Source organism: Acidovorax sp. KNOB132 (assembly GCF_057541515.1).
In genome coordinates this window covers 1-675 of the sequence record NZ_BAAJYT010000630.1, presented here as the reverse complement: position 1 = coordinate 675, position 675 = coordinate 1, and the positions used below count along the sequence as shown (strand labels likewise).

Here is a 675-nt window from a genome sequence, read left to right as displayed (position 1 = left end):
GCCTCGCATGCCGCGCAGCCCGGCCCCGGCCCGCGCCGCGCCGCGTGGCTGGGCGCCTGCCTGCTGGTCGCCAGTGCGCTGCTGCTGGTCGTCGGCGCCTGCGTGGGCAGCACGGGATTCGACAGCCTGCTGCGCATGGGGCAGGACCCGGTGGCCTGGCAGATCGTGTGGGAGATCCGCCTGCCGCGCACGCTGGGCGCCTGGCTGGCCGGCGCGCTACTGGGCCTGGCGGGCGCGGTGGCACAGGGCCTTTTCCGCAACCCGCTGGCCGATCCATATTTGCTGGGCTCGGCCTCGGGCGCGGCGCTGGGCGGCGCACTGGCGATGGTGGTGTTCGGCGTCTCGCCCATGGCGGCGCAGTGGCTGGCGCGGCTGGGCGTCACCGGCATGGCGTTTCTCGGCGCGGCCGGCGCCGTGGCCCTGACCCTGGTGCTGGCGCGCGGGGTGCAGCACACGCTGCGCCTGCTGCTGGCCGGGGTGATCGTGGGCGTGGTGCTGGGCGCGCTGCGCGACCTGGTGGAGCTGGCCTCGCCGGACATCCTGCAGGCCATGCAGGCCTTCACGCTGGGCAGCACCAGCTTCGTCGGCTGGGTGGCCTGCGCGCTCATGGCCGGGGCGTGGGCGCTGTGCGGCATCGCCGCGTGGACCCTGGCGCGCGCGCTCGACGGCCTGACG

Annotated in this window: 1 protein-coding gene; it reads left to right on the top strand. The window is 76.1% G+C overall.

The window, feature by feature from the left end; genetic code table 11:
- Positions 1 to 48: 48 nt before the first annotated feature.
- Positions 49 to 675 (top strand): iron chelate uptake ABC transporter family permease subunit (locus AC27IO_RS25110; protein ID WP_498741330.1); only part of this gene is annotated, 627 nt, incomplete at its 3' end.